The sequence below is a fragment of the Acaryochloris sp. IP29b_bin.137 genome (genome assembly GCF_028285745.1).
GTDB lineage: Bacteria > Cyanobacteriota > Cyanobacteriia > Thermosynechococcales > Thermosynechococcaceae > Acaryochloris.
The window spans coordinates 1-10737 of the sequence record NZ_JANQOP010000338.1 but is presented as its reverse complement, the minus strand read 5'-3'; the positions used below and the strand labels follow the sequence as shown (position 1 = coordinate 10737).

10 protein-coding genes are annotated in these 10737 nt (G+C 46.9%); 3 read left to right on the top strand and 7 right to left on the bottom strand.

Annotation, left to right across the window (positions count from 1 at the left end):
* Nucleotides 1-715 precede the first annotated feature (715 nt).
* Nucleotides 716-1114, top strand: coding sequence for a hypothetical protein (locus Q0991_RS22905; RefSeq protein WP_299492973.1), 399 nt, complete (start codon nucleotides 716-718; stop codon nucleotides 1112-1114).
* Between the two features lie 161 nt (nucleotides 1115-1275).
* Here the strand turns inward: Q0991_RS22905 and Q0991_RS22900 are convergent, their stop codons facing one another.
* A complete protein-coding gene (locus Q0991_RS22900) occupies nucleotides 1276-2229 on the bottom strand; it encodes an S-layer homology domain-containing protein (RefSeq protein WP_299492971.1) in 954 nt (317 codons plus the stop codon).
* A gap of 209 nt (nucleotides 2230-2438) precedes the next feature.
* On the opposite strand from Q0991_RS22900, the gene Q0991_RS22895 reads away from it, so the two are divergent.
* Entirely contained in the window at nucleotides 2439-3662 is a 1224-nt protein-coding gene (locus Q0991_RS22895) for an SAM-dependent methyltransferase (protein ID WP_299492969.1), read from the top strand.
* 12 nt (nucleotides 3663-3674) lie between these two features.
* Here the strand turns inward: Q0991_RS22895 and Q0991_RS22890 are convergent, their stop codons facing one another.
* The 3 genes from Q0991_RS22890 to Q0991_RS22880 form a co-directional block, all read right to left on the bottom strand.
* On the bottom strand, nucleotides 3675-4319 hold the full coding sequence (locus tag Q0991_RS22890) for a DUF4033 domain-containing protein (RefSeq protein WP_299492967.1): 645 nt from the start codon (nucleotides 4317-4319) through the stop codon (nucleotides 3675-3677).
* Nucleotides 4320-4421: 102 nt separating this feature from the next.
* On the bottom strand, nucleotides 4422-4898 hold the full coding sequence (locus tag Q0991_RS22885; protein ID WP_299492965.1) for a pentapeptide repeat-containing protein: 477 nt from the start codon (nucleotides 4896-4898) through the stop codon (nucleotides 4422-4424).
* Between the two features lie 304 nt (nucleotides 4899-5202).
* Nucleotides 5203-5868: a class I SAM-dependent methyltransferase gene (locus Q0991_RS22880; RefSeq protein ID WP_299492963.1), complete on the bottom strand. Its 666-nt coding sequence runs from the start codon at nucleotides 5866-5868 to the stop codon at nucleotides 5203-5205.
* Nucleotides 5869-6052: 184 nt separating this feature from the next.
* On the opposite strand from Q0991_RS22880, the gene Q0991_RS22875 reads away from it, so the two are divergent.
* Entirely contained in the window at nucleotides 6053-6859 is an 807-nt protein-coding gene (locus Q0991_RS22875; protein WP_299492961.1) for a DUF2059 domain-containing protein, read from the top strand.
* Between the two features lie 74 nt (nucleotides 6860-6933).
* Here the strand turns inward: Q0991_RS22875 and Q0991_RS22870 are convergent, their stop codons facing one another.
* The 3 genes from Q0991_RS22870 to rsmA form a co-directional block, all read right to left on the bottom strand.
* The gene (locus tag Q0991_RS22870; RefSeq protein WP_299492959.1) at nucleotides 6934-7491 is read right to left on the bottom strand and encodes a TerD family protein; all 558 of its coding nucleotides are present in this window, start codon (nucleotides 7489-7491) and stop codon (nucleotides 6934-6936) included.
* Between the two features lie 144 nt (nucleotides 7492-7635).
* On the bottom strand, nucleotides 7636-8568 hold the full coding sequence (ispE, locus tag Q0991_RS22865) for a 4-(cytidine 5'-diphospho)-2-C-methyl-D-erythritol kinase (protein ID WP_299492975.1): 933 nt from the start codon (nucleotides 8566-8568) through the stop codon (nucleotides 7636-7638).
* A gap of 48 nt (nucleotides 8569-8616) precedes the next feature.
* Nucleotides 8617-9426 (bottom strand): 16S rRNA (adenine(1518)-N(6)/adenine(1519)-N(6))-dimethyltransferase RsmA, encoded by an 810-nt coding sequence (gene rsmA, locus Q0991_RS22860; RefSeq protein WP_299492957.1) that lies wholly within the window; start codon nucleotides 9424-9426, stop codon nucleotides 8617-8619.
* Nucleotides 9427-10737 lie beyond the last annotated feature (1311 nt).

Below are 10737 nucleotides of genomic sequence, written 5' to 3'. Positions count from 1 at the left end.
TGCAACTGAAACCCCATAAACGACTCAATTACCAGAGAGGCATGAGGGCGCTATCACTGATTCAGACCACATTGTGAAACCCTTGTCATCCCCAAAGCTATCAGACTCTATTGTGACCTCAGCGTTCCCAGAAAAGATGTTCACCTGCAGGGGCGTATCCAACTGTTAAGGAGGGTGTCTTGAAGCTTGGCCCTCACCCCCCAGCCCCCCTCTCCCAACCTTGGGCGAGGAGGAGAAATGCAAGCCCTATATGGAATCTAGCTCCCTTCTCCCAAAATTGGGAGAGAGGGTGGGGTGAGGGCCTTAGAGTTGTTCAGATTCAACTCCACCAACCCCAAGATTCGCCCCACCCGCAGGTTGGGCCACGGCCTTTATCAGCAGGTATTACTATTCATTTAGTGAGAACAATGGGGGCGAAGATCTTGTGAAAAAGGCGTTTCTGAACATAGTGGCATTTGTCATGTTTCCGGTTTGTGGCGCATGGATCTCAGTGCGGATGGCTTATCCAAGCGCAACCAACGCAGATCAAAACTGGGACGGCCTCATGTTCTCACCTGGAGATATGATCCTTCTTAGAGCTGGATTACTAGGACTCCTTGGTGGTGTACTGATCGGTTTCTGCCTTCGCCAGTATCTGTCCAAATCACGAAAATCTAGTTCTTAAGCGTGGCGTTGGCATCTGCAAGATTTGTCTCCAGAACATTAAGGTTGATAAGTGGATAAGCCCCAAGCTTTAGAAAAGATATTTCGACAGCTCCTATCGGGAGAAATGCCTAAAGACGACATTTTAGGTCTGTTAGAGCGTCTCACCCCTGAAGACACAAGGTGGATGATGCAACAGGTTGAATCCTTACAAGGCCCACAAGACTATATGGATGACTTGGATGAATTTAATAGAAACGATAACGCCAAATCAAAAGTCATTGTATGGGGATTCTTCAAATATATCGACCTGATTAGCGGCTTGATTCTCAAACTGGGTAACATAGCTATCGAAGAAGCACTGCAATTCGAGCAGAGTCAGTCGCATTACGTTCCTTGGGTACTGAAATACTGTTGCGACAGCAGATTTATCAAAGGCATCCGAGAGAGCTTGCCCTTTCTAGAACTGTGAGACCAAACGCGGTAAACAGCAGGTTAAAGCCTGTATAAAACCTGTAGGAATGTCTGAAAGGTTATTAGCAATCTACTGCAGACACTAACATTTGCTAACAAAACTGAACTGCCGAGCCTAAAGTGGCTTGGATTAAAACCGGGTAACAGATCCAAGAGACACTACCTCAGCGTTTTTTCTTGACGCTCCAATGCTTTAGTTGCCGTTTCTCGACCAATTTGCCAGAGTGTAGCGGCTGCTTCATGCCGTTGGGCTGCTTGTTTTGGCTTGAAAGTGCCAATCTTGCCAAAGGCCCGCTCAATATTGCTACCCTGCGGTCCCCTCACAAAGAGATCATTGTAGATATACCCAGAGTGCCGTTGATCAATCTCGGCAATATCGCTAAATTTCCAGGCACTGCGCAACAGCGATTCACTCACAGGCTTAATGCTTTTGCCCCTATCCAATCCCACCTTAATACTGATCATTTCCTCACGAGTAATGGACTGATCGGGTTTGAAGGTGCGATCGTCATATCCAACGGAGTAGCCCGCATTGGCCAAGGCTTGGACATAGGGAAAGGCGGGATGTTTAGCATCAATATCTGTAAACTCTGGCTGAAAAGTGGGAGCCAGACGGATCTTATCTTTGGGGCGGCTAATGGCGTTATGCGCTTTAAAGAGCCAAATCATATATTCACCCCGAGAAATCGGCTCGTAGGGCTGAAAGTTCTGATCATCTGTTGCCTCAAAGACTTTTAGTTTGATCAGATCGGCAATTAGCGGTTGAGTGGGTAAATCGGTAATATCGTTAAAGGCGACGGCAACAGGCCTGTTAGGACTCGATTCCGAAGGAGATGGGCGAGGGTCACCTGCGGATGATTTCGTCACGGTCTCAGAAACGGGCTTTGCTGCTTTGAGGGGATCTGAGCCTAAGCCAATGTCCTCCTGCCGCTCCTTGAGAGTTTTATTCTCTGCTTCTAGGTCCTGCACCTTCGACTTTAATTCAGCAACTTCATCAGCCGTTTGGGGAGAGTCTTGCTGGGTTTGGCTACATCCGCCCATCAATAGCCATCCACTGAGGAGGACAGTACCCAACAAAGGACGAACGGTTGGCTGCTTAGCAACAATTTTCATGGGGAGATCAGCCTTAACGGAATGCATGGGACAAGGAGTTGATGTTGAGAGTTTAGCCCCACAGTTAAGGGAATAACCTGGACTTTAATAGGACTTTATACTGAAACCCAACGATCAAATGCCTCCGACTGTTTTATACCTAAAATACCTGTTTGAGCGTGATAACGCTCACCCGCATCAGTGATCTTTAAGCTAGCAGGATATCCGCTTTGCCCCATTCAGCTTCGATTTCATTTAATCCGATTCTCCGCCAGCGAATTGCAGACCGAATCTGCGCTCAACCTCAGCAGCGAATTCCGTTTGCTGAGTTTATGGCGTTAGCCTTGTATGACCCAGAGCAGGGATATTATGCAACGAACCAAGCTCAAATCGGGGTAACCGGTGATTTCTTCACGTCTCCCCATTTAGGTCCTGATTTTGGTGAATTGCTGGCTGAGCAATTCCTGGATATGTGGGAAATTATGGGGCAGCCCCAGTCCTTTACGGTCGTAGAGATGGGGGCAGGCCAAGGCTTAGTGGCGGCTGATGTGCTCAAATATCTGGCAACCCGACATCATGATGCATCTGCATCGGACCGATATTCAGACTTTTGGTTAGCCTTGAATTACATTATCGTGGAGAAGGCCAAGGCCTTAATAGCGGCGCAACAGCGACTGTTACAGCCTTTTCAGTTTGCACCTGACAAAGTGCAATGGATGAGTTTAGAGCAGCTCCCTGAGACGGGGATTGTCGGCTGTTTTTTCTCCAATGAGTTGGTCGATGCCCTGCCCGTTCATCAATTTGTGGTGCAACAGGGTAGCTTACAAGAGGTCTTTGTGACGGTTGATGCCGAGTCGCAGTCTTTGACTGAGGTGTTGGCTGCACCTTCAACGGATCGGTTAACGGAGTATTTAGCGTGGCAGGGCATCCAGATCGATACAGGGTACGACGATGGCTATCGCAGTGAGATTAATTTAGCGGCATTGGACTGGCTAACGACGGTCGTCCAAAAACTCGCTCGCGGATATGTACTGACGATTGATTATGGATACTTAGCACAACAATATTACAGCCCTCAACGACGGCAGGGAACGTTGCAATGTTTTCGACAGCATGGTGCTCATTCAGATCCCTACTGCTATCTTGGACATCAAGATATTACAGCCCACGTTAACTTTACGGCCTTAGAACAACTGGGACAGCACCAAGAACTCCTTCCCCTTGGCTATACCCAGCAGGGATTGTTTTTAATGGCTTTGGGACTGGGCGATCGCCTCGTCACCAACAACACCACTCGCGATAGCCGTCAATTGAATGAGGTGATTCGCCGCCGGGAAACCTTGCAATCTTTAATTAACCCGCTGGGATTAGGCGGTTTTCAAGTCCTGATCCAAGCTAAAGGGTTAAGTGAGGGCGAGCGCCGTCAGGTTTTGCAGGGCTTACAAATGCCTTAATCCAGTGTAGATTTAAGCGCTTCTCACCTGGGGACAAGCCGGGGCTTTGGGTTGAGCAATGGGGCAGTCGCCCATCAGACAAGGCTGGTTATAAATGGGTTCTTCCTCGATCGGGGGGGCAGGATGACCAAACACCATCTCGCAACTCATATCTTCAAAGTTAGGGGTTAGGGTCAGGGGAAACCCAAACTCCTTGGCAAAAAAGTCCTGAGTCGGTAACTTGCACATATTCACACACATGCCCACACAGCCGCTTGCCTCTAGATAGCGGCATTTCTGAATATGGAGACCACTCCGTTGCCTGCGGAGCTGTCCGTTGTTACCAACCACGTCCACCTCAGTCAGCTCGCACGGACCGACCAGCCAGGTAAACATCCGACTAGCAAACCAGGCATTCCATTCCAAGATTCGCCGAGTGGGGTCAAACAAGGTGCGGATACCGAGCAAAACATAGCTAGGGATCAGCGATCGCAACACCGCAGCTAAGGCATCTTGTTGTTGGCGGGCACTTCGGCCTCGCATAATCTGCACCGACAGATCAACCAGCCCGTCATAACCCGCTAGTTCACTTTTTTGGCCCGCCACCTGGGCCATCTTCTGCGAGAAAAACCAGATAAAGGCTCGGTCAAACCAATTGTCGCTATAGACTGTCTTCACCCAACTCTCCCTGCAGGGGCTAAGCCACTTCCTCAAATATACGGTAAAACCGAGTTTTGAGGTCATCCTGTAGCTCAGGTGAGACAGTGGGTTAATCTGACTCTATGTCCGACGCCCCGCCCAAGTAACCCACGGATGCGATTCACCACTATGCTGAGCAGTTTGGCTCAATTCAGCCTGAGTAATGTCGGCACCGTTCAATTCGGCACCACTCAATTCGGCCCCATCCAGGCAAGCACCGATGAAATCAGCATGGCTAAGATTGGCACAGCGTAAATCAGCCCCTTTCAGATTGGCTCGACCCAATTTTGCCCCCCTTAAATCAGCGCCAATCAAGTTAACCTGACTTAAGTCGGCGCTGCGAAGATCAGCCTGACTCAAATCAGCATCGGTCAAATTGGCCCGACTTAAATTGGCCCCATTGAGATTCGCACTGGCTAAATCGGCTTGACTCAGATCCGCCCCCCTTAAATCAATCTGACTTAAGGCTGCGCCCCTCAGGTCCATCTGATGACAATAGGCATTCTGGAAGCGACGTTGCCCAGAACCATAGTCTCGCAACAGTTGAGTTGGATTCATCCGCGTTCCCTCTCAAGGTTAATCATCGAGGGGGAAGGTCTCCTCTCCAATTAGACCCACCCCCTCCGTCCTGCACCACCCTTTTTAAAATAGTGATGCGATGGAAAAAGACAGAAATAATAGAATTAGCAAGCCTGCAAAGATGACGCCATAAGGGTCGCGTTGCCAGAGGCGATCCTGATGATGAGTAGTATTCATCCGTGATCCTCCCAATATCAGCTCAGATGCAACTTAAAAACGGGATGGAAATACCTATTCCCGAGTATTTAAAAGGTAAGCCAAGAGTTTGAGGAAGTTGTGAGGATTAGGCGGCTTTGGTCGCAACACCAATGATATGAGGCTTGACGACAGCAATAGGAACAGGAGCATCAATGGTTTGATAATCAACACTGGCAAATCCGGCAGTTGCAATAACCTTGCCAGTGTCTCGATCTAATCGGCAGCCATCGCCAATCACCTGCCAGAGCGGACAAAGTCCGGTTTGGACTCGGCGTAAGAAGCTGCCAGCAGGAGCCATAACATGCTCTATAAATAGAAATCGCCCCCCAGGCTTAAGAACGCGCAGAATATCTTGAAGCGTGGCTTCTAAATCAGGGACGGAACAGAGGACCAACGTATATAAGACCACATCCATGCTGTTATTGGGGATAGCCATGTCAGCTAGAGTCGCAGCCTGGACGTTAATCTCTAGACCTAACTCATCCGCCTTTTGCTGAAGGTAGGGATGCATATAGGGATTGGGCTCTAGTCCTAACCAATGGACTTGTGGTTTGAAGTAGGCAAGGTTAGGCCCCGCTCCCGGACCCAGCTCTAAGATTTCCCCTTGTAAGTCAGCAAACAACTGTCGTTTGCGATCGGCCATTTTCGTTTCATATCCTTGAGCCGCCGTGGCCATTGCCCAGGCGAAACAACGCTGATACCATTCCGGGCTGTGCCATGCAGTACTGACTTGAGGTTGAGTTTCAGACATGGTCAGGAGATAGGAGAAGACGTATGGCTTTATTCTAGAAATTCTAGAAGTCTTTTCACCGGTTGAAATGCCGCTTCGCCCCTGACTCAATGCTACAAATCCTTAGAGGCAAAATAATGGTGCCATACAGGAATTGCTAAACTGACACCCATAAGGTGTATCGGGTCAGTAGGAGATAGATATTTTGGTTCAATCTTGGGGAGTGCGAATAGGGGGATTAGGACTATTCGTGACAATGCTGGGCGCACCATTGAGTGTTCCAGTCGAGGTGCAGGCTGAGGAGCAGACCAAATCTATTGGGAAAGAGGATGCCGCGACGGATTCACAACCTACCGCACAGGATAAACCAACACCTGCTAATTCTAAGGTGAAATCAGAAGACCCCCAACCATTAGTCCCGACAATAGAGAAGGATACCCAGGAAAGTAAGACAACGGGCGAGCCGGAAAAAACGGTTGTGCCGGATGAAACGGTCCCTCCACCCTCTGCGAAGAAATTAGCGTTAATTCGGCGACTGTTGCTAATAACAGATCAGAAAAAGAATGCTGAACAGCGTCTAGAGGCCATGTTGGCCAATATGGAGGAAACATTGCCCAAAATATTGGCTAATGTCATTCGCGATCGCACCCAGTTAGAAGGCGATGAACTCCTAAAACGGGTCACAATCACTGCGCAACGGATGGTAAAGCGTTACAGAGAGTTATTACCCAGTCGGGTCAATATTGGCGAAATCACTGAAGAGATTAGCACAAACCTCTATGCCAAGTACTATACCGAGAAAGAGCTGAAAGACCTGATCGATTTCTATCAAACGCCAACGGGACGAAAAGCGATCGCAACATTGCCTCAACTCACCAAAGAAGCACTAGAACAATCCAACGACGTTTTGCTGCCAGAAATTACCCAGCTTCTGCAAGAAATTATGCAAGCAGAATTTGGGCCTGAGCCTCCTCCATCCAGCCCTGATCAAAAAGAGGACACCCAGTCTTAACTTGAGGGTCGTCAGCAGCATGCTATGAATAAACGCTGCTCGTCAGAACTACCCACCAGCGCTGACCAATGGACTTAAGCAGAAAGATACTGATGCAATAACTCATTGAGATTTTTCAGCGGGCTTGCCTTCAGACCCAGAACTAGCTGCCATTGCATATCCCGACGTTCCAGTGTTGCAACCCTCAGCATCGTTACCCCTGCCCATTGCGGATTAGATAATGAACACTGCAACAACACCTGTTGGTTGGCATGATCTAAAATCCGCCAAAAAGCATTCTCAGTTTGGCTAAAGTCTTGCTTCTGTTCTTCTCCACAGTCAATCGAGACCACAAACAACAGTTGGGTGATCTCAGTCGGCAACTTGGGGAGATGAATTAATAGCGCTTCATCATCCCCCTCTCCCTCCCCTGTGAGGTTGTCATTGAGCAACTGAATCGCCCCAGACCCATGACGGGGATGTCCCGCATAAATCAGGCTCGATTTCCCGGATACTAACCGCCCATCAACCCCAAGGGCCAAAACCGCCATATCAAGATCTAGCGCTGCATCAATCTGAGCATCCCAACCTAAACCACAACGAAGTTGAGAAACATGTTTGGGTAAAGGTTGAGGCACAGAATCAGAAGTCATACCGCAGCGTAACGTTGATGTCTTCTAAACAATATCAAGATCAGGGGTTGTCTTTGACAATCCGTTGATAGGCCTGCTCACAGCAGTCGTCCCCAGCAAGCAACAAATCCCAATCTCTGTCCCTACTTCACAAGGCTTTCACCTTTAAGACAGCAGCTGAATTCCACTACTACAAAATTTGGTGACCAGAATTTCTAAATCTGGATCCGGGAGAGCCGATTGTAACTGCGATGCCATTCCTTCAGCTTTAGACCGCGAATCTGCCAATCCAAACACCGTTGGCCCAGACCCCGACATCATCGTCCCCAAGGCCCCAAAAGATTGGAGTAAATCTCGGATTTCTTGCACTTGAGGATATTCAGGCAATACCACTTTCTCTAAATCGTTATATAAATAGTGAGGCACCTGGAGTGAATCGCGATGGGAAATCGCTGCTAATAGATCCACAGAATGGCCTTCCCGCCGACGTTTTTCGAGTGCGTCTGGATCGCGAGCATAGGAGCCACTAAAGTGTTGACGATACGTTTTGTAGGCCCAAGGGGTGGCGACGGACAAGCTCCGATACTTTGCTAACACTGCATAGAGCTGATCCAAGTCGGGCAGTGGCGTCAATTCTTCCCCTCGTCCCAGCGCCAAAGCCGTTCCTCCTGAGACACAAAAGGGAATATCAGATCCCAACTTAGCCGCATAGGTGTGGAGTTCAGCTTGGGTCAGTCCTAAGTTCCACATCAAATCCAAGCCCACTAGCACTGCCGCTGCATCCGCCGAGCCGCCTGCAAGACCTGCTCCTATCGGAATTTTCTTGTCAATCGTAATGGCTACACCCCCTTGACCTGGGAATTGCGCCTGCATCAGTCGCGCTGCCTGATGAGCCAAGTTTGACCCATCACAAGGGACCTGGGGATGATTGCAAAATAGCTGAATACGATCGCCACTGAGGGGCTGTAACTCGACGATGTCTGCCAAATTAATGCTCTGCAGCACCATCACTAATTCATGGAATCCGTCAGGTCGATCACCAATGATTTCTAACAGCAGATTAATCTTTGCAGGAGCTTTTAGCGTATAAGCATGCATCATAAGTTAGGAGACGGATTGATCGGTGCATTCAACACTCTACCTTGTCTATCCCTGGCTTGGACGCACAGCATCACTTAAGGCAATCCACTGAGCAACACTCAGTTCCTCTGCACGAGCCTGGAGACCAATATTCAAGGTATTTAAGCAATCTGATAAGTGGTCCCGATCGACCAAGGCTTTTAAGTTATTCCGCAACATCTTTCGACGACTGCTAAATCCTACCTTCAATAACGTTGAAAGCCATTGAGGATTTTGGGCGGGTTGCGGATGGGGGCGAGGGGTTAACCGCACCACCGCTGACTCCACTTTAGGGGCTGGTTTAAATGCAGAGGCGGGGACGGGGCAAATCAATTCACAGTGGGCAAGATATTGCGATCGCACCGACAATCCATTGAAAGCCTTCGAACCAGGGGCTGCCACCAATCGATCGGCTACCTCTTTTTGGATCAGCAACACCACCGTTTCATAAATAGGTTGGGCAGGTGCATCAATACTCCCTAGCAACTTACTGAGGATCGGGCTCGTAATGTTGTAGGGAATATTGGCGACAACTTTGTTAGGTTGCACATCTGCCAACACTGCAGCAACATCCAGCTTTAGAAAGTCCTGCTCCAATAACGTGAAATTATCCTGGCCTTTGAAGGTATGACGAAGCGACTGGCATAAGTCTCGGTCAAGTTCAACCGCAACCACGGACTGGGCTTGAGCCAGCAGTTCTCGGGTTAAGACCCCTCTGCCTGGTCCGATTTCTAGGATGCGATCGCACCACTGAATATCAGCCGCCATAACAATTTGTCGAAGAATAGACTTGCTTTGCAGCCAATGCTGGGCAAATCGCTTGCGAGGGCGAGGCATACCGACTCCACCTGAGTACTATTTATTCGTTCACAACCAAAATTATTTCAATAAATTGCCGTAATACCTAAAGAATAAATACCCTTAAGCCCCAACCTGCTGAGTGTTGATATTTATGCCTTTATAAACAGACTGTATCAAATGATACAGTCTGTGATTGTGATCACTTACTCACCTAAGAAAATCCAGTAACTTACATAAAAGTAAGCGATAGCTTCTGAGTTCCCCACATCAAACTTGGCGAAAAGCATCTTAACTATACTTTGCTACTCAAACCTGAGCAGCAAAATATATCCTAAATAAGCTAATATTCAAGCCAAGAATCTCAAACACTTCAAAAAATGATATTTGCATCGTGTTCTACAGACTTTGCAATAATGGATTAGCGTGTTTCCTTTTAAAATAGTCCAGTGCTATCCTTTCGCTTAGCCTTATGAGCCAAAGCTCACTTATTATTTAAAGGTTTGCAAATTAATTTTAAACTTCAAGGAATACGAAATAGAGCAGAAAGTCTATACTTTAGGAATCTAGTAGATTCCTAAAGTACTTGATAACCTAGGCAACTGCGTTCGACTATTCATAGTAGCTTATTAGCAATTTGTTTCCTGCTTATGACGATACTCATTCCCATAACAGCTGAGAACCTGTCATAAGTATGTTGCTTTTCCAGAACAAGACTTTCAAAAACGTAAGGTGACCCTCGCTGCTATATATCTTCGAAGTCAATTAAAGTCTAGATTTATAGATCCACAGAATTCTTATGGACCAATAGAATGAGAACAGATCTACAGTCCGAGAAATTCTAAATTAAGAGTTAAGACATAAAAAAATCAAGTGAAGTTCAAAGTTGCAGTAGTGTATATTCATTCACCTCTGCCATTTGATTGTTTAGTATTGATGTCCCTAGCTTACAGAAAACAATATTAATCTAAGTTCTTCTAACAAACTTATACACAACTAAAATAGATTGGCTTGTAAGTTAGATTTTTTATAAAAGTAAAGAAAAAATAAATTAACTCTCTTGAGATAGCTGATAGGTACTTTTTGTTCTCAAAGCACCTATCAGCTATTAATTTTATATTCACAGTTTATTCGGATTAAAATTTATTTTTCTTTTCAAAGAAATACTTGACTCGATTTGTCATCGCTAGTATAAATAATAACAGATGGTAATTTATTTATTTCAAATAACACCGATATAAGTAAATTACTATCTCGACTAAATTAGTTGCTTAGCTTGCAATTAATTTAGTCAAATTAACTACCTTAAATACCTTAGTGCAAGTGAGGTCAATTTTATGTCTGAATTAT

Coding starts and splice junctions, on each gene's coding strand:
- ispE (WP_299492975.1), bottom strand. CDS start 8,568: ATGCATGCTTATACGCTAAAAGCTCCTGCAAAGATTAATCTGCTGTTA.
- Q0991_RS22880 (WP_299492963.1), bottom strand. CDS start 5,868: ATGTCTGAAACTCAACCTCAAGTCAGTACTGCATGGCACAGCCCGGAA.
- rsmA (WP_299492957.1), bottom strand. CDS start 9,426: ATGCCTCGCCCTCGCAAGCGATTTGCCCAGCATTGGCTGCAAAGCAAG.
- Q0991_RS22870 (WP_299492959.1), bottom strand. CDS start 7,491: ATGACTTCTGATTCTGTGCCTCAACCTTTACCCAAACATGTTTCTCAA.
- Q0991_RS22900 (WP_299492971.1), bottom strand. CDS start 2,229: ATGAAAATTGTTGCTAAGCAGCCAACCGTTCGTCCTTTGTTGGGTACT.
- Q0991_RS22885 (WP_299492965.1), bottom strand. CDS start 4,898: ATGAATCCAACTCAACTGTTGCGAGACTATGGTTCTGGGCAACGTCGC.